This is a genomic window from Phreatobacter sp. GW821-FHT04C01, assembly GCF_059420385.1.
Genome location: NZ_JBWKTP010000009.1, coordinates 58,424 through 75,772 on the forward strand (window position 1 = coordinate 58,424; position 17,349 = coordinate 75,772).

Below are 17,349 nucleotides of genomic sequence, written 5' to 3' on the forward strand. Positions count from 1 at the left end.
AGAATCGATCCTGACGAAACAAACTTGCATTCGAGCAACCCAATTGCAGCGCTCATTTCATTCGTTGCGCAATATATTTTCTCCGATCCCTGGGAGCTCGGACGGCCATGTTTCTTCTCAACACGCATCCCGACCACCGCAAGCCGCTCGTTCCGGCGGATGTCGAAACCCTCGGCGTGGCGGCCGCCGTCGAGGTCGAACGTTTCCTGTCCTATCGCCCCAACCATGCCGCGACGCCCTTGCATGACCTCGGCGCGCTTGCCGCTGCACTTGGTCTCGGCGCCGTCCACGTCAAGGACGAGAGCTTCAGGCTCGGCCTCGGCAGCTTCAAGGCGCTCGGCGGCTCCTATGCGGTGATCCGGCTGGTGCTGGAAGCGGCGGCCCGGCGGCTGGAGCGGCCGATCGATATCGCCGAGCTGCACGCTCCGGCGGTGCGGGCCATCGCGGCCGGCATGACCTTCGCCTGCGCGACCGACGGCAATCACGGCCGCTCGGTGGCGCAGGGCGCGGAACTGGTCGGCGCCCGGGCGGTGATCTTCGTGCATTCCGGCGTCAGCGATGCCAGGGTTGCCGCGATCGCCCGCTTCGGCGCCGAGATGATCCGGGTCGAAGGCAATTACGACGAGTCGGTCGCCGAGGCCGCGCGGGTCGCGGCCGAAAGCGGCTGGACGACGGTCTCCGACACCTCCTGGCCCGGTTACGAGCGCATCCCCGGCCTGGTGATGCAGGGCTATACCGCGATCGTGCGCGAAGCCTTGCGCCAACTGGACCAGCCGCCGACCCACGTTTTCGTGCAGGCCGGCGTCGGCGGGATCGCGGCGGCCGTCGCCGGCCATCTCGCCATCGTGTTCGGCGACAAGAGGCCGACTTTCGTGGTGGTCGATCCGGCGCGCGCCGCCTGCCTCTACGAAACGGCCAAAGCCGGCCATCCGGTCAAGGTGGCGCATGGCGAACCGACCGTCATGGCGATGCTCGAATGCTACGAGCCCTCGCTCGTCGCCTGGCGGGTGCTGTCGCGTGCCGCCGACGGCTTCATGACCGTGGACGAGGACGAAGCGGTGGCCGTGATGAACCGCCTCGCCCACCCCGCCGGCGGCGACCCGGTGATCGTCGCCGGCGAAAGCGGCGGTGTCGGCCTCGCCGGCCTCATTCAGGCCGCCGGAGATCCCGAAGTCAGGAGCCGGCTCGGCCTCGACGCCACCTCCCGCGTTTTCCTGATCAATACCGAAGGCGCGACCGATCCGGAGCGCTACGCTGCCCTGGTTCCCGCGGCCTCGAATCGACAATCGCCGCAGGTCGGTTGAGGGTTGCCCGGCGCCCCGGCGCGGACGGTTTGGAGGATGCCATGGCTGAGCTCGACCTGACGGCGCTTCACCGCGACATGACCGCCTGGCGGCGCGAGCTGCACGCCCATCCGGAATTCGGCTTCGAGGAGAAGCGCACCGCCGCCTTCGTCGCCGCCAGGCTGCGTGAGTTCGGCCTCGACGACGTGGCCGAGGGCATTGGCGGCACCGGCGTCGTCGGCACGCTGAAACGCGGCAGCGGCAACCGGGCGATCGCGCTGCGCGCCGACATGGATGCCCTGCGCATCACCGAACAGGGAGCCCTGGCCTACCGCTCCGGGACGCCCGGCCTCATGCACGCCTGCGGCCATGACGGCCACACCGCCATGCTGCTCGGCGCCGCCCGCCTGCTCGCCGCCGAAGGCGGTTTCGACGGCACCGTGCACTTCGTCTTCCAGCCGGCCGAGGAATGGGGCAAGGGCGCGCTCGCCATGCTGGCCGACGGCCTGATGGAACGGTTTCCCTTCGACGAGATCTACGGCCTGCACAACATGCCTGGCCTGGCGGTCGGCCGGTTCGAGACCCGCAGCGGGCCGATCATGTCGGCGGAGGACAATTTCGAGATCGTCCTGACCGGCGTCGGCGGCCATGCCGCCCGCCCGCATGCGGGCAATGAAGTGCTGGTCGCGGCCTGTGCTCTGGTCACCAACCTGCAGACCATCGTCTCGCGGCGGCTCAGCCCGGCCGATATCGGCGTCGTCTCGGTGACCGAGCTGATCACCGACGGCACCCGCAACGCCCTGCCCGGGCTGGCGCGCATCCTGGGCGATGCCCGCAGCTTCCGCCCCGAAGTCAGCGCCGAGATCGAAAAGCAGATGCGCATCATCGCGGAAGGCACGGCGCTTGCTCACAATGTCGCGGCCGAGGTGACCTATACGCGCGAGTTCGTGCCGCTGGTCAACGATGCCACCCTGGTCGACGAGGCCTTCGCCGCGGCCCGGACCGTCTTCGCGCCCGACCACGTCGCCACCGCCCGCGAGCCGATGACCGGCTCGGAGGATTTCGCCCGTTTCCTCGACCATGTTCCGGGCTGCTTCGTCCTCGTCGGCAATGGCGCAGGCTCCGCGCCGCTGCACAATCCGTCCTACGATTTCAACGACGACGGGCTCATCCACGGCGCAAGGTTCCACGCCGCGATCGCGCGGCGGCGTCTGGGTCCAGACCCGCGATAGCTGAACGACACACGACGAACGCCGGAGAGGCCCGCCCCATGAGCACGAAAATCAACCTGAACGCCGACATCGCCGAGGGCTTCGGTGCCTATGATATCGGCAACGACGCCGACCTGATGACGGTTATCAAGTCGGCCAATGTCGCCTGCGGCTTTCACGCCGGCGATGCCACCACCATGCATCGGCTGGTCAACATCGCCAAGACGGAAGGCGTCAGCATTGGCGTGCACCCCGGTTTCAACGATCTCTGGGGGTTCGGCCGCCGCCAGATCGACATGAACCCCCGGGATCTCGAACTGATGGTCGCCTATCAGATCGGCGCCCTGCAGGCGATGGCGCGTTATGCCGGACTGCCGGTGACCCACCTCAAGCCCCATGGCGCGCTCAACAACATGGCGGCGGTGCGCGAGGACTATGCCATGGCCATCGGCCGGGCGATCCAGACGGTCGATGCCGACATGATCTATGTCGCGCTGACCGGCTCCGAGATGGAGAAGGCGGCACGCCGGCTTGGCCTGAAGCTTGCCCGTGAAGGCTTCGCCGATCGCCAGTACGAAAGCGATGGCAATCTGACGCCGCGTTCCATCGCCGGCTCCGTCTACAAGGATCCCCAGGTGGCGCTGACCCAATGCGTGAACATGGTGACCAAGGGTTTCGTCGTCTCCCGCCAGGGCAGCCAGGTCGCGGTCGCCGCCGAGACGCTCTGCGTCCATGGCGACGAGCCGACCGCGGTGGCGCTCGCCCGCCACGTCCGCCAGGGCCTGGAACAGGCCGGCTGCCGGATCGTCACCATTCCCGAAATGCTGAATTGACCATCGCTTCCAAGGCCCGGGGCTGACCCATGACCATGATCAATGCCGTAATATCCGTCTGTGCCCGCGCCGCGGCGATCCTTGCCGTCACGGCGACGGCTGCGCTTGCCGCCTATCCGGAGCGGCCGATCAGCATCATGGTCGGCTTTGCCGCCGGCGGCACCAGCGATGTCGCCGCGCGCATCCTGGCCGAGCGCCTGAGCCAGACGCTGGGCAAGCCGGTCATCATCGAGAACCGGCCGGGCGCCGGCGGATCGGTCGCCGCCGCCGCTTCGGCGCGGGCGACGCCCGACGGTTATTCGATCATGCTCTCCGACCCCGGCGCCTATGCCATCAATCCCGTCGTCTTCCCGCAGAATGCCCGCTACGACTCGCTCAACGATTTCACGCCGATCGCGCTGGTCGGCCAGTCGCCGCTGGTCCTGGTGGTGCCCACCGGCCGCCCCTTCACCACGCTGGACGCGCTCAACGCCCATTTGCGCGCCAAGGCGAGCGAGGCCAATTACGCCTCCTCCGGCAATGCCGGCATCAGCCAGTTCGGCGCCGAGCTCTATCTGAAACGCGCCGGCGACCTCGCCGCCCTGCACATTCCCTACCGGGGTGGGGCGCCGATGATGGAGGCGCTGCTCAAGGGCGAGGTCGATTTCGGCGTCGCCGTGCTGGCTTCCGCCATCTCGCAGATCGAAGGCGGCGGCGTGCGCGCGCTGGCGCTCGCCGCCCCCAGCGCGACGCCGGCGGTCGCCCAGGTGCCGCTGCTCGAGCGCCTCGGTCTTCCCGACACCACCATGACCTCCTGGGTGATCATGATCGGGCCGCGCGGCATGCCGCCGGAGGTGGTCGCCCGCCTGAACACCGAAATCAACGCGGCGATCAACGATCCCGCCATTCGCCAGCGCCTGCTGGCCGCCGGTATCGAAACCTATCCGGCGGCGACGCCGGCCGAGACCGGCGCCTATCTCAAGCGCGAGGTCGAGCGCTACCGGGCCTACCAGAGCGAGCTCGGCGACCGGCTGACCCGCTGAGGAGGGCGGCGGCATCGGCCTCGCACGACGACAAAAACCGCAACTCGTCACCCGCAACGAAAAGCACAACGCGATCAACCCTCTCCCATAGAGAGAGGGTTGATCGCGTTGTGTCTTTCGCCGCAGACTCGATCCTGATGAAGCGGGCTTGCCCCTCACCCACTCGCAACCACCAGATCGATCAACCCCGGAAACCGTGCATCCAGCTCCTCCCGCCTCAGGCGGTTGGTGCGCCGGTTGCCGAGATCGGTCTGGAAGATCAGGCCCGCCTCGCGCAGCACGCGAAAATGATGGGTGCGTGTCGCCTTCGTCACCGGCAGGCCGAAGGATCCGCAGAGCCGTTCGCCGCCTGGCGGCTCGGCCGCCAGCAGCAGCACGATCTGCCGCCGGAGCGGGTCGGCCAGGGCCGCGAAGATCGTGCCGAGCTGCATTTCGTCGGCTGAGGGGTGCCCCTCCGGGTCAGGCATGTCCGGGTCCGCTAAAGGTACGACTTGCATCGTACCTCAATCCAGGCTCATATCGAGGTACGACCGATGACATACCTAACCTGATTTCCCCGCGGGGGCCATGGCCTCGATCGCCGCCGGCGGCGAGGCCCGCGTGACACGAAGGAAGCGGCCATGACCAAGGCAAGAGCGGTTGAGATCAGCGCCTTCGGCGCACCTGATGTCATGACGGTCAGGACGTCGGAGCTCGCCGCACCCGGCCCTGGCGAAGCCCAACTTCGCCAGACCGCCATCGGCTTCAACTATATCGACGTCTATCAGCGCAGCGGCATCTATCCGCTGCCGCTGCCGACCGGGCTCGGCTTCGAGGCGGCCGGCACCGTCGAGGCCATTGGCCCGGAGGTGGCCGCGGTCAAGGTCGGCGACCGCGTCGCCTATATGAATGCCGGCGTCGGCGCCTATGCCGACCGGCGCAACGTGCCGGCCGACAAGCTGGTGGTGCTGCCGCCCGACGTCAGCGACGAGGCCGCCGCGGCCCTGCTGTTCAAGGGCATGACCGCGCAATATCTCATTCGCAAGACCCATCCGGTCCAGGCCGGCGAGCTCATCCTGGTGCATTCGGCGGCGGGCGGCGTCGGCCAGATCCTCACCCGCTGGGCCAAGGCGCTGGGCGCGACCGTGGTCGGCACCGCCGGCTCGGCCGCCAAATGCGAAATCGCGCGCCGGGCCGGCTGCGACATGGCCATCGACTATTCCCGCGAGGACTGGCCGGCGGCCTTTCTCGCCGCCACCGGCGGCCACAAGGCCCGCGTCGTCTATGACGCGGTCGGCAAGGATACGCTGCTGAAATCGCTCGACTGCGCGGCGCCCTTCGGCCTCGTCGTTTCCTATGGCGCGGCCTCCGGCCCGGCGCCCGCCATCTCACCCGATCTGCTCAACAAGAAGGGCTGCCTGTTCCTGACCCGCCCCTCGGTCTTCCCGCACAATGCCGACCCCGAAACCTTCCGCGCCAATGCCGCCGATCTCTTCGCCGCGATTTCGACCGGCAAGGTGACGATCGACATCGGCGCGCGCTTCAAGCTCGACGACATCGCCAGCGCGCATCGGGCCGCCGAAAGCCGCTCGACCACGGGCGCCATCCTGATCGCGCCTTAGGAGTGCCGAGGCACGGCGGCAGGCCTTGGGCCGTTCTCCACGCGCAATCAAGCTGAAGTCGTGGATGGCCGGGACAAGCCCGGCCAAGACGAGGATAGCCCTTGGAAGGGAGCGCCAAGTCTACACATCGTCTTGCCCGGGCTTGTCCCGGGCATCCACGACTTCCTTGCACCTGGCTCAACCCGCCTCTCACTTTGCAGCGACCCGCCCAACGCCCCCGCTATCCCGCGCGCAGCGCCGCCTGAATATTGCGGCCGGTGCGCTCGATATGGTCGCGTAGCAGGCGGGTTGCGTCCTCGCCTCGGCGCGCGATCATGGCCTCGGCGATCGCCGCATGCTCGGCCGGCACGTCGCGGTCCGGCTCGCGGCTTTTCAGGAAGATGCGCCGGTAGCGGTCGCTCTGGTCGTGCAGCGTCTGGCAGAACTGACCGAGCAGCGGCATGCGCGAGGCTCCGATCAGTTCGGCATGGAAGGCGCGATGGGCGATCTCCCATTGCTCCTGTTCTTCGGCCGTACGCACGCCACGCTTGCAGCGGTTCAACTGGTGCAGGGTCGACAGGATGCGGCCTTCCCAGGCGGCGTCGCCATGCAGGATGGCCTCCCTGGCCGCCAGGCCTTCGAACTCGACGCGCAGGCGGATCACCTCGGCGAGATTGTCGAGCGACACAGGCGCGACGCGATAGCCGCGCTGGTCCTCGATGGCGACCAGGCCCTCGCTCTCCAGCCGGCACAGCGCCTCGCGCAAGGGGCTGAGGCTGACGCCATAGGCCGCCCGCATGCGGTCGAGCACCAGCTTGGTGCCCGGCATCAGGTCGCCGCGCATGATGGCGGCGCGCAACCGCGCCACCAGGCTCGACGACAAGGTGGTGGCGCCGGTTTCGCCGGCATCGATCAATCGGCTATCGGCAAGGCGGGCGTCGATCATGACCTCATCGCGGGCTGGCCCCGAATCCATAAAGCGCCGCGGGATTATCCACCAGAACCAGCTGGCGTGTCGCCTCGTCCGGCAGCCACAGCGGCACGAGATCGACGAGATCGCCGTCATTGGGCATCGGCACCGGGCAGATCGGATGCGGCCAGTTGCTGCCCCACAGCAGCCGGTCCGGCCGATGCGCCACCACCCGTTCGATCATCGGCAGCATGTCGCGATGCGGGTAGGGCTCGGCCGACAGGCGGTAGAGACTGGCGAGCTTGACCCAGCAGCGGCCGGCATCGAGCAGCCGCATCAGCGCGGCGAAGGCCGGCGACGCCACACCCTCTGCGGCGCTGATGCGCGCCATATGGTCGAGCACGAAGGGGCTTCGCACCGCCATCAGCCGCGGCGCGACGTCGAGCAATTCGTCGGCGCGGTGGAAATGCAGCACCAGGTGCCAGCCGAGATCGAAGGTCTCGCCGGCCAGCCGCTCCAGGTGCTCGAACGAGGCGCCGCCGCTGACCACAGTCGACATGCGCGCGCCGCGCATGCCCAGGCGGTGCATGTCCTCCAGCGCGCTGCGTGGCAGGCCGGAGGGGATCACCGCGACGCCGCGCAGGCGCTCCGGCTCGCGGGCGAGGGCCGCCAGCGTCACCCGGTTGTCGGTGCCGTGCGCCCCGCCATGCACGATCACCGCCCGGTCGATGCCGAGCGTCGCATGCAGGTTTTCGAGATCCTCGAAGGTGCAATCCTCCGGCGTGTAGCTGCGCTCCGGGCTGAACGGGAATACCGCCTGCGGTCCGAAAACATGCACATGGCAATCGCAGGCGCCGGCCGGCATGGCAAACGCCGGCCGCCGCGTCGCCCGGTCGGGTCCGGCATGGCCGTCATTGGGGCGATCGCGGCCTGTCTCTGCGGTCATGTCGATGCTCATGAAACGGTTGTCGCGCGCCGCGCGCCGGTCGGTCCAGCCCGCCGGCCACCCGCTCCGTCATTGACGACGGAATTGACGCGCGCTTTCGAACGTGTAACAGAAAAATCGATGATTACAAAATAATCGATGATCAAAGGAGGCAATATGCTGCGCCGGGTCCTGCTATGTCGCGTTTTCTTGGCTTTGATGGCCGTCGTCAGTGTCGGCCTGGCGGCGGCGCCGGCCGAAGCCGCCTTCCCCGAGCGGGCCGTGCGCATCATCGTGCCCTTCCCGGCCGGCGGCTCGAACGACGTCATCGCGCGCCTGATCGGGCAACGCCTGTCCGAGATCTGGAAACAACCCGTGGTCATCGAGAACCGGCCGGGCGCCGGCGGCAATATCGGCACCGAGGCGGTGGTCCGCTCCGACCCCGACGGCTACACCTTGCTGGTCACCGCGCCGGGACCGCTGGTCATCAACCCCGCGCTTTATTCGGGCCTGTCGTTCAAGCCGCTCGAGGATCTCGCCCCGGTGGCGCTGGTCGCCGATGTGCCGATCGTCCTGGCGGTCAATCCGCAGGTCGGCGCCACCACGGTCGCCGAGCTGATCGCGCTCGCCAAGGCCCAGCCGGGCAAGCTCCTGTTCGGCTCCTCGGGCAACGGCACGACCAATCATCTCGCCGGCGAACTGCTGAAGTCGCTCGCCGGCATCGCGATCGGCCACGTGCCCTATCGCGGCGCCGCGCCCGCCATGAGCGACCTCATCGCCGGGCATATTCCGCTCATGTTCGACAACCTGCCGGCGGTCCGGCCGCAGGTCGCCGGCGGCAAGATCCGCGCCCTGGCGGTGGCCGGCGCCGCCCGCTCGCCGCTGGTTCCCGATCTGCCGACCATGGCGGAAGCCGGCGTCCCCGGCTTCGACGCCTCGGCCTGGTTCGGCCTGTCGGCGCCGGCCCGGACGCCGCCGGAGGTGATGAAGGTGCTGGTCGACACCGTGACCGCGATCCTGAAGGAGCCGGAAACCGCGGCCAAGTTCGCCGAGCTCGGCGCCCAGCCGGGCACGCTGTTCGGCCCGGCCTTCGGCGACTACCTGCGCAGCGAAACCACCAAATGGTCGGGCATCGTCCGCTCGGCCAGCGTCAAGGTCGACTGAGCAAACGGCCAGCGGAATTGCCCGTGGCCATCCCTGCAGAGCTGGCCAGCCGCAACCGCTCCGATTTGCGCCACTCTTCCGTCAGGCACCACTTCACCTCTCCCCGGCGGGGAGAGGTCGGCGCGCCAGCGCCGGGAGAGGGGGAATAGACAATTCAGAACAAAACCTTACGCGCTTCGCATGATGCTTGGTCGTCAAGCGCCTCGCCCCCTCTCCCGACCTTTCGCTGCGCTCAAGGTCGACCTCTCCCCACCGGGGAGAGGTGGAGGTGGTGTTCCGGGCCCTTTTCGCCCCGCGCGAACCGCCCGCTAACAAGCCGAGATGCGATCCCGACCGCGCCAACACGCTCTTGCCGACAATTCGAAGACAGCATTGCCATATCCCGGCGCCGAACGCCGGTCCCCTGCGACACCCAAAACGACGGGAAACCCCATGACCCGCAAGACCCCGACCATCCAGGAGCTCGAGAGCCGCTACGAGGCCATGCTCGGCTTCACGCCGCCGAAGATCGCCAAGCGGCTGAAGCTCGGCCTGCGCGTCGATCCGCCCCTGGTCGCCGCGCTGGAGGATTGGCGCATCGCCGCGCTGACCCCCGACGCCCTCGACCAGAAGACCGTGCAGCTGATGTCCTTTGCGATCCTGCTGACCCAGACCTCGGAGGCTGCCGCCAACCATGGCCGCGCCGCCATCAAGGCCGGGGCGACCCTCGAAGAACTGCATGCCGCCGCCGGCATCGCCGCGCTGTTTCGCGGTGTCGCCGCCTTCAATCTCGCCGGCGAGATCCTCGACGGCCTGTTCCCCGACAAGGCCTGACCGCCCCTTCCCTCTGAGATCACCCGGGACATCAGATCATGCTCTCCGAAACCGACCGCCGGAAGGCGGTGGAAATCCTGCTCGAAGCCGAGCGCACGCGCACGCCGGCCGTCCAGCTGTCGAAGACCTATCCAGAACTCGCCATCGAGGATTCCTACGCGATCTCCAGCGCGGTCACCGCGCACAAGGTCGCCAATGGCGCACGCCTGATCGGCCACAAGATCGGCCTGACCTCGAAGGCCATGCAGCAATCCTCCGGCATCGATGAGCCGGACTACGGCCACCTGCTCGACAGCATGCTGCTGAACGACGGCGCCAAGGTGCGCTTCGAGGACTATTGCGTGCCCAGGGTCGAGCCGGAGCTGACCTTCGTCCTGAAGGAACCGCTGAAAGGTCCGGGCATCGGCCTGGTCGACGTGCTGCGCGCCACCGAATGGGTGATCCCGTCGATCGAGATCATCGACGCCCGCGTGCAGAACCCGCGCAAGATCACCGATACCGTCGCCGATAACGGCGCGGCCGCCGGTATCGTGCTGGGCGGCCGGCCGGTGCGGCCCGATGCCGTCGACCTGCGCTGGGTCGGCGCGGTGTTCTACCGCAATGCGGAGATCGAGGAGACCGGCATTGCCGCCGGCGTGCTCGGCCACCCCGCCATGGCGATCGCCTGGCTCGCCAACAAGGTCGGCCGCTTCGGCACGGTGCTGGAGCCCGGCCATCTCATGCTCTCGGGTTCGTTCACCCGGCCGGTCTGGGCCGCCAAGGGCGACACCTTGCATGCCGATTTCGGCCCGCTCGGCAGCGTCGCCGTGCAATTCGTCTGACGCGCGGTGGCGGGGAGCGACACCTCTCCGCCGCCCCTTCCGTCGCCGGCCTCCCGCCCCCAGATCTCCTGGCGGCGGAGTGCCGTGGCGACATAATGGGCGCGATCGACATGGACCATCGGGACGACGATCTCAGCCACTTCCGGGCGCAAGGCGCAGCCCCCCTGCCCCCGCCCCGCGATCAGGGCCATGTCGACCATGACGGCGCCCGGATCTGGTACGCGGACTTCGGCTCCGGCCCGCCGGTCATCCTGCTCCATGGCGGGCTCGGTCATGGCGGCAACTGGGGCTACCAGGTCCCCGCGCTCACCGGTTCCGGCCAGCGCGTCGTGGTCGTCGACAGCCGCGGCCACGGCCGCAGCACGCGCGACGGGCGGCCCTTCACCTATGAGCTGATGGCATCCGACGTCCTTGCCGTGATGGATGCCCTGGACTTGACCAAGGCGGCGGTCGTCGGCTGGAGCGACGGTGCCTGCATTGCCTTGATCCTCGCCATGATGGCGCCCGCGCGCATCACCGGCGTATTCTTTTTCGGCTGCAACATGGATCCGAGCGGCACCAGGGAGATCGTCCACCCCAACCCGCTGCTCGAGCGCTGCTTCGGCCGGCATGCCGCAGACTATGCGCAGCTTTCGGCCACACCCGACGGTTTCAAGGCCTTCGCCGAAGCGGTCGGACTGATGATGAAGACCGAGCCTCATTATTCCGCGGCCGATCTGGCGCGGATCCGCGTGCCCGTCGCCATCGTGCAGAGCGAGCATGACGAGTTCATCAAGCCCGAACATGCAGACTATCTGGCGCGCAGCATCCCCGGCGCCGAGCTGATCCGATTGGCCGGCGTCGGCCATTTCGCGCCGCTGCAGCGGCCCGGGCAGTTCAACGATGCGGTACGCGCCTTCCTCGGCAAGCTCGCGCCGTGACGCCGGCGATCCGCCGCTGCCCGCCCCGGCTCAATTGAAATGATAATTGAAGCCGATACGGACGATCTGCTCGCGGAAACCGGCCGATGTGCCGAAGATCAGCGGCGCGGTCGTAGCGGACACATCCGCTGTCCGCCTGCCGAGATCGACATAGAGATATTCGAGCTTGAAGCTCCAGTTCGGCGTCAGCATCGCCTCGACGCCGGCGCCGACGGTCCAGCCGACCCGCACGGCCGAGGACGTGCTGTTCGCGCAAATCGTCCCGCCGACCAGGCATCCAAAGGGAACGTCGATGGTGTTGAAACCGAGCTTTGTCTCGCCATAGGCCAAGCCGCCGGTGGCATAGATCAGCCACTGGGGATCGATCAGAAAGCCCACCCGGCCGCGCACCGTACCGAACCAGCCGATCGATTTGGTCACGCCGGTTGCGGTCGGATCGAAAAAGAGCGGCATCATCGTCTGGCTGGCCGATCCCTTGATGCCGGAGGCCTGAAGGTCCGCCTCCAGGCCAATGACCCAGCGCGGCGAGGCCAGCCAGTTATAACCGATCTGGACACCGCCGATCACGCCATGCGCCGAGGGTGACAGCGACGCGGGAAACATTCCCGCCGCGGTGGCGTCGGCCACGAAGCCGGCGAGCAGCGGATCGACCGCCCTCAAGGGGAACACCACCGAACCGGAATCCCAGCCATAGCCGATATTGCCGCCGAGATAGAGCCCCGCCCAGTTCGGCGCGGGTGCCGCGACGACGATCGGTCGTACCGGAAAATCGGCCGCGACGGCCGTGCCGCCGGATGTCACGGCGATCCAGGCGACACTTGCCAGCACCAGCTTCTTCAAGACGCTCGTCAGCATGGCCCCACTCCTCTCGCGCGTTGTAGCAAAGAAAAACAACCGCGACTGTGACGATTCCAGCACGGGACAACAAGATTCTACCTATTCTTGCCCATGAACTCGAAAGACAGACCCTCCGGAATCACGCATATACGTAAGATTACGAGGAGAATGGAGCCTTCCCGCCCGAATCCGAGAAGCCAGGGCGCCAGGGCGTATACTTGAAAATACGGATGGCGGGCCGTGGCGACGAGATCGGAGAGCACCGTGCCCAGGCGGCGAACCCGCCCATACGGACAGCCGCGCCGTGCAATGCCGGGGTACGACCTGCCCCGGCATTGCACGGCTCAGCAGGGATCCACGCTCATGACGCGCGCCAGACCCCTACCGGCCGCTACTGATGTGCACGCCATCTGGCAGCGCCGTACCAGGCGCCGCGATACATCGCGGCCGGACATCCCGATGGCGGTCTCAGCTCGCCCGGCGAAACCCGGCTTCGACCGCGATGACCCGGTCGCGGCCGCCACGCTTGGCCTCGTAGAGCCCGGCATCGGCCTCGTCGAGAAGCTGGCTCAGGCTCACGGCGCGGGCGCGCGCCGCCGACACGCCGATGCTGGCCGAAATCCGGATCCGCGCCCCGCCGCTGCGGATGTCGAGACTGGCGATGCGGCGGCGCAGTCCTTCGGCGACGACGAAGGCCGAAGCCTGCGACGTATCGACGAGCAGGCAGCCGAACTCCTCGCCGCCGAGCCTACCGAACGTGTCGGCCGGCCTCAGATGACCACGAATGGCCTCCGCGACCGAGATCAGCACGCGGTCGCCGCCGGCATGGCCGAACGTATCGTTGATGGTCTTGAACCGGTCGATGTCGATGACCAGCACCGCGGCCTGGCGCCCGCCCGCGACGGCTTCCGCGACGCCGCGCTCGGCCCGCTCGAAAAAGGCGCGGCGATTGGGCAGGCCGGTCAGGACATCGGTTTCGGCCGCCGTGCGATAGCGGTTCTCGGCGCGATCCTTGGCCATCGAGAGCTGCAGGAACGAAATGATGGTGACGTGGAACAGCGCTTCGAACAGCAGCAGCGTGACCGACGCCGAGGCCATGAGCTGATGGCCGCCCGGCATCGTCGTCGTCAGTGCGAAGGGAATGCGGGCGAGGAATACGCCAGCGTGGATCACCAGCCAGACGGCGGCCGGATGACGCGAGACCAGGCGCTCGCCCTTGAGGCTCCACAGCGTGGCGGCGCTCGCGAGCGCGATCAGCCCCATGATCGCCGAGTTGACGGCGACGCGCCATTCGACGCTGGCGTAGAAGGCCGGCCATTGGCACAAGACGAGCCACAGCACCGACGGCGCGATCATCCAGGGCCAGGAAATGTCGCGATTGCAGAAGCGGCGCATGCCGGCCCAGTTCAGCATGTAGCCGAGGTACAGGGTCGCATTGGCGAGGTCGATGCTCAGCCGGTCGGGCGCCACGCCGCGCAGTCCGAGCAGGACCAGGCCGACGGTTCCCAGAAGATTGGCGGTCCCCCAGTAGAACAGCGAGGTTTCCGAACGGTTCTGCCGCGACGAGATGAGCAGAAGAATACCGGTGCTGAGCGTCACCGCCACAAGCGATTGCAGCAACGTCGTCGGGTGGAGCGACAGCATCGGCACGTTCCCTGTGAGGACCGGCGCATATCGCGATGTGCACACAACCGACCTTTGCTCGTTACAATCGTCCGGTTGGTTCTGACCATTGGTTAAGGCGGGCGCTGCTTGCCGCCCTATGGTAAATCAATCGCGACACCGAAAGCCCGATCAAGCGCCGGCCGGGTGGCCGCATCCGAGGCACCATGCTAACGCCGGGCGCGCGGCGACCGCCGAAACAGTTCGAGCAGCGGGGAAATTTCACGCGTGACCTATGACGCCGCACGGGCCCTGGATCTCCTGCGCACCGGCTCGGGCCGCGCCGATGCCGTCTTCCGTGACGGCCAGGAGGCGGCCATCCGCCACGTCGTCGACGGCCAGGGGCGCCTGCTGGTGGTCCAGAAGACCGGCTGGGGCAAGAGCTTCGTCTATTTCATCGCCACCAAGATGTTGCGCGAGGCCGGCCACGGCCCGGCCTTGCTGATCTCGCCGCTGCTCGCGCTGATGCGCAACCAGATCGCGGCGGCCGAACGCATGGGGGTCAGCGCCGCCACCATCAATTCCGACAATCCCGACGACTGGAGCGATATCGAGGCGCGGCTCGCCCGCGGCGAAATCGACATTCTCCTGATCTCGCCGGAGCGGCTCGCCAATGAGCGTTTCCGCACCGAAGTCCTGGCCGGCATCGCCGCCCGGATCTCGCTCCTGGTGATCGACGAAGCCCATTGCATCTCGGACTGGGGCCACGACTTCCGCCCGCATTACCGGCTGCTCGAGCGCATCGTCCGCGGCCTGCCGCCGAACCTGAGGCTGCTCGCCACCACGGCGACCGCCAATATCAGGGTCATGGCGGATCTCGCCGACGTGCTGGGGCCGAAGCTCGGCGTCTCGCGCGGCAATCTCAACCGCGGCTCGCTGTCGCTGCAGACCATCCGCCTCGCCAGCCAGGCCGAGCGCCTGGCCTGGCTCGCCGAACAGCTCGCCAACCTGCCCGGCCATGGCATCATCTACACGCTGACGGTGCGCGACGCCGGCCAGGTGGCCGACTGGCTGAACAGCCGTGGCTTCCGCGTCGCCGCCTATACGGGCGAGACCGGCGATCGCCGGGAAGGCCTGGAACAAGCGCTGCTACGCAACGAGGTCAAGGCGCTGGTCGCCACCACCGCGCTCGGCATGGGCTATGACAAGCCGGATCTCGCCTTCGTCATTCACTATCAGATGCCGGGTTCGGTGGTCGCTTATTACCAGCAGGTCGGCCGCGCCGGACGCGCGCTCGACGCCGCCTATGGCGTGCTGCTCAGCGGCGAGGAGGAAGACGAGATCAACGATTGGTTCATCCGGAGCGCATTTCCGACCCGCGACGAGGTCGGCCAGGTGCTGGAGGCGCTCGAAGCCGCGCCCGACGGGCTGTCGGTTCCCGCCCTGCTCGGCCGGGTCAATCTGAGCAAGGGGCGGGTCGACAAGACGATCGCCCTGCTGTCGCTGGAATCGCCCTCGCCGATCGCCCGCCAGGGAACCCGCTGGCAGTTGACCGCCGCCTCGCTCGGCGAGGCTTTCTGGGCGCGCGCCGAGCGGCTCACCGCGCTCCGGCGCGACGAGCAGCAGCAGATGCGCGACTATGTCGGCCTGCCCTTCGGCGCGCACATGGCGTTCCTGATCGCGGCGCTGGACGACGACCCGGCCGCCGCCAATCCGCCGGCGCTGCCGCCCTTGCCCGCTGAACCCGACCCCGCGCTGGTCCAGGCGGCGATCGCCTTCCTGCGCCGAACCAACCTGCCGATCGAACCCCGGTTGCAATGGCCGACCGGTGGCCTGCCGCGCTATCGCCTCTCCGGCAAGATTCCGGAAAACCTGCGGGCCGAGCCGGGCAAGACCCTGTGCATCTGGGGCGATGCCGGCTGGGGCGGCCTCGTGCGCCAGGGCAAGCGGCGTGACGGCCATTTCGCCGACGAGCTGGTGACCGCCACGGCCGAGATGATCCGGACCTGGAACCCTGCGGAGGCCCCGACCTGGGTCACCGCCGTGCCCTCGCTGCGCCATCCGGCCCTGGTCGCCGATTTCGCCGAGCGCCTGGCCTCGACGCTCGGCCTGCCCTTTCAGGCCGTCCTGGCCAAGACCGAGGACCGGCCGGAGCAAAGGACTATGGCCAACAGCCCGCAACAGGCGCGCAATGTCGACGGCTCGCTGGCGCTGAACGGCGCGCCGGTCCCGCGCGGACCGGTGCTGCTGGTCGACGACACCGTCGATTCCCGCTGGACCTTGACGGTCGCCGCCTGGCTGTTGCGCAAGAGCGGCAGCGGCAAGGTGTGGCCGGTCGTGCTGGCGCAAACGGGGCAGGATCAATGACTTGGGCCTTGTCACCCAATACCCAGGCGATCCTGCTCTTGACGGCCCCTTTGATCGCGGGTCGCGGCGGTTCCGCGTCCGATCTGCTGTCACCGGCCGAGTATAATCGGCTCGCCCGTCATCTGCGGGCCGGAAACCGGCAACCGGCCGATCTCCTGTCGCCGGATGCCGGCGGGCTGCTTGACGACTGCCGGACCGTCATCGACCAGGCCCGGCTGCAACGCCTGCTGGCCCGCGGCTTCCTGTTGAGCCAGGTGGTCGAGCGCTGGCAGGCCCGCGCGATCTGGGTCAGGAGCCGGGCCGACGCCGACTATCCGCCGCGTCTGAAGGCGCGGCTGAAGCAGGATGCGCCGGCGCTGATCTATGGCTGCGGCGATATCGGCCTGACCGATACCGGCGGCCTTGCCGTCATGGGCGCCGCCAAGGCGGGCCAGGACACGATCGACGAGGCCGCGCGCGTCGGCCGCCTCGCCGCGCAGGCCGGGGCGACGCTGATTTGCGGCGGTGCCGGCGCGATCGATCAGGCGGCGCTGCGCGGCACCGTCGATGAAGGCGGCCGGGCTGTCGGCCTGCTCGCCGACGGCCTGGAAAAGGCGGCCATGAACCGCGACCATCGCAACCGGCTGATCGGTGGCCAATTGGTGCTGATCTCGGCGCACGATCCGAACGCCGGCTCCGATGCCGGCCACGCCCGGCAACGCGATAGCCTCATTCATGCCCTGGCCGATGCCGTGCTGGTGCTGAACGGCGAAACCGCCGGCCCGACGGCCGAAACGGCCGAGCAGTGGGATGCGTTGCGGGCGATCCCGGTTTTCGTACGATCGACGAGCCCGATCTCGGCCGGCCTGAACGCATTGCTGGGTAACGGGGCCCTGCCCTGGCCGGAACCGCCGAACGCCGAGGCCTTGAAGGCGCTCCTGGCTGGGCCGGCTGCGCGCTGAGGCGGCCCGTCGATGCTCGATGGGCGCAGGCGCCTCCGTCCCGCACGCCATGATGCCGATCTATCCCCAGGCCCTGCTGCGCTGAACGGCCGATGTTCCTGTCGCGGCCGCGCTGGCCTA

General features: G+C 68.2%; 16 protein-coding genes. 11 read left to right on the forward strand and 5 right to left on the reverse strand.

From position 1 onward, the window contains the following. Positions 1–107 precede the first annotated feature (107 nt). Genes AC07WJ_RS27825 through AC07WJ_RS27840 form a run of 4 tightly spaced genes read left to right on the forward strand, consistent with a single transcriptional unit; the run spans position 108 to position 4,349 of the window. On the forward strand, positions 108–1,304 hold the full coding sequence (locus AC07WJ_RS27825; protein ID WP_494937948.1) for a diaminopropionate ammonia-lyase: 1,197 nt from the start codon (positions 108–110) through the stop codon (positions 1,302–1,304). Positions 1,305–1,345: 41 nt separating this feature from the next. Further along, positions 1,346–2,515 carry an amidohydrolase gene (locus tag AC07WJ_RS27830; protein WP_494937949.1) on the forward strand — a complete coding sequence of 390 codons (1,170 nt, stop codon included), beginning with the start codon at positions 1,346–1,348 and terminating at the stop codon, positions 2,513–2,515. A gap of 38 nt (positions 2,516–2,553) precedes the next feature. Next, complete coding sequence (locus AC07WJ_RS27835; protein WP_494937950.1) at positions 2,554–3,327, forward strand: LamB/YcsF family protein; 774 nt, start codon at positions 2,554–2,556, stop codon at positions 3,325–3,327. A 29-nt stretch (positions 3,328–3,356) separates the two neighbouring features. Continuing rightward, positions 3,357–4,349 carry a Bug family tripartite tricarboxylate transporter substrate binding protein gene (locus AC07WJ_RS27840; RefSeq protein WP_494937951.1) on the forward strand — a complete coding sequence of 331 codons (993 nt, stop codon included), beginning with the start codon at positions 3,357–3,359 and terminating at the stop codon, positions 4,347–4,349. A 155-nt stretch (positions 4,350–4,504) separates the two neighbouring features. Here AC07WJ_RS27840 and AC07WJ_RS27845 read toward each other — a convergent pair whose 3' ends face one another. Continuing rightward, positions 4,505–4,816, reverse strand: coding sequence for an ArsR/SmtB family transcription factor (locus tag AC07WJ_RS27845; RefSeq protein WP_494937952.1), 312 nt, complete (start codon positions 4,814–4,816; stop codon positions 4,505–4,507). 153 nt (positions 4,817–4,969) lie between these two features. Here AC07WJ_RS27845 and AC07WJ_RS27850 point away from each other — a divergent pair, with 153 nt between their 5' ends. Further along, a complete protein-coding gene (locus AC07WJ_RS27850; protein WP_494937953.1) occupies positions 4,970–5,950 on the forward strand; it encodes a quinone oxidoreductase family protein in 981 nt (326 codons plus the stop codon). Positions 5,951–6,170: 220 nt separating this feature from the next. Here the strand turns inward: AC07WJ_RS27850 and AC07WJ_RS27855 are convergent, their stop codons facing one another. Together AC07WJ_RS27855 and AC07WJ_RS27860 are read right to left on the reverse strand one after the other, a co-directional pair. Next, positions 6,171–6,875: a GntR family transcriptional regulator gene (locus tag AC07WJ_RS27855; protein WP_494937954.1), complete on the reverse strand. Its 705-nt coding sequence runs from the start codon at positions 6,873–6,875 to the stop codon at positions 6,171–6,173. Positions 6,876–6,879: 4 nt separating this feature from the next. Then, a complete protein-coding gene (locus AC07WJ_RS27860; protein WP_494937955.1) occupies positions 6,880–7,785 on the reverse strand; it encodes an amidohydrolase family protein in 906 nt (301 codons plus the stop codon). A 198-nt stretch (positions 7,786–7,983) separates the two neighbouring features. Between AC07WJ_RS27860 and AC07WJ_RS27865 the strand changes: the two genes are divergently transcribed. From AC07WJ_RS27865 to AC07WJ_RS27880, 4 genes are all read left to right on the forward strand, one after another. Next, positions 7,984–8,928 (forward strand): Bug family tripartite tricarboxylate transporter substrate binding protein, encoded by a 945-nt coding sequence (locus AC07WJ_RS27865; RefSeq protein ID WP_494937956.1) that lies wholly within the window; start codon positions 7,984–7,986, stop codon positions 8,926–8,928. A 432-nt stretch (positions 8,929–9,360) separates the two neighbouring features. Beyond that, positions 9,361–9,741: a carboxymuconolactone decarboxylase family protein gene (locus tag AC07WJ_RS27870; RefSeq protein WP_494937957.1), complete on the forward strand. Its 381-nt coding sequence runs from the start codon at positions 9,361–9,363 to the stop codon at positions 9,739–9,741. 38 nt (positions 9,742–9,779) lie between these two features. Beyond that, positions 9,780–10,562: a 2-oxo-hept-4-ene-1,7-dioate hydratase gene (gene hpaH / locus AC07WJ_RS27875; RefSeq protein WP_494937958.1), complete on the forward strand. Its 783-nt coding sequence runs from the start codon at positions 9,780–9,782 to the stop codon at positions 10,560–10,562. 110 nt (positions 10,563–10,672) lie between these two features. Next, on the forward strand, positions 10,673–11,482 hold the full coding sequence (locus tag AC07WJ_RS27880; protein WP_494937959.1) for an alpha/beta fold hydrolase: 810 nt from the start codon (positions 10,673–10,675) through the stop codon (positions 11,480–11,482). A gap of 30 nt (positions 11,483–11,512) precedes the next feature. Here the strand turns inward: AC07WJ_RS27880 and AC07WJ_RS27885 are convergent, their stop codons facing one another. Then, positions 11,513–12,337 carry an outer membrane protein gene (locus AC07WJ_RS27885; RefSeq protein WP_494937960.1) on the reverse strand — a complete coding sequence of 275 codons (825 nt, stop codon included), beginning with the start codon at positions 12,335–12,337 and terminating at the stop codon, positions 11,513–11,515. Positions 12,338–12,787: 450 nt separating this feature from the next. After that, entirely contained in the window at positions 12,788–13,963 is a 1,176-nt protein-coding gene (locus tag AC07WJ_RS27890; RefSeq protein ID WP_494937961.1) for a GGDEF domain-containing protein, read from the reverse strand. A 246-nt stretch (positions 13,964–14,209) separates the two neighbouring features. Here AC07WJ_RS27890 and AC07WJ_RS27895 point away from each other — a divergent pair, with 246 nt between their 5' ends. Further along, on the forward strand, positions 14,210–16,288 hold the full coding sequence (locus AC07WJ_RS27895) for a RecQ family ATP-dependent DNA helicase (protein WP_494937962.1): 2,079 nt from the start codon (positions 14,210–14,212) through the stop codon (positions 16,286–16,288). Then, the gene (locus AC07WJ_RS27900; protein ID WP_494937963.1) at positions 16,285–17,229 is read left to right on the forward strand and encodes a DNA-processing protein DprA; all 945 of its coding nucleotides are present in this window, start codon (positions 16,285–16,287) and stop codon (positions 17,227–17,229) included. The genes AC07WJ_RS27895 and AC07WJ_RS27900 overlap by 4 nt, the downstream gene beginning before the upstream one ends. The last annotated feature ends 120 nt before the right edge of the window (positions 17,230–17,349 follow it).